The sequence below is a fragment of the Bradyrhizobium sp. CCBAU 65884 genome, assembly GCF_028128835.1.
Lineage (GTDB): Bacteria > Pseudomonadota > Alphaproteobacteria > Rhizobiales > Xanthobacteraceae > Bradyrhizobium > Bradyrhizobium ottawaense.
The window spans coordinates 1-276 of sequence record NZ_LBJU01000011.1 but is presented as its reverse complement, the minus strand read 5'-3'; the positions used below and the strand labels follow the sequence as shown (position 1 = coordinate 276).

The window sequence follows — 276 nt, the reverse complement described above, 5'->3', positions numbered from 1 at the left end:
TGACAGCAACAGCCTTGATCGCCGCCGTGGGCGATAGAAGCTGTTTCAAGAACGGCCGCCAGTTCGCGGCTTGGCTTGGCCTGGTGCCGAAGCAGCGATCCAGTGGAGGGCGGGCCCGCTTGTTCGGCATCAGCAAACGCGGCGATCGATACCTGCGGACGCTGATGATTCACGGAGCTCGCGCCGCTTTAAGCCGGGCCACTGGCAAGCAGGATCCGCGAAGCCTCTGGCTCGGCAAAATCCGACAACGGCGCCATCCCAATGTCGCGGCCGTGG

Annotated in this window: 1 protein-coding gene; it reads left to right on the top strand. The window is 64.1% G+C overall.

The window, feature by feature from the left end:
• Positions 1-276 (top strand): transposase (locus XI03_RS01510; protein ID WP_271591088.1); only part of this gene is annotated, 276 nt, incomplete at both ends.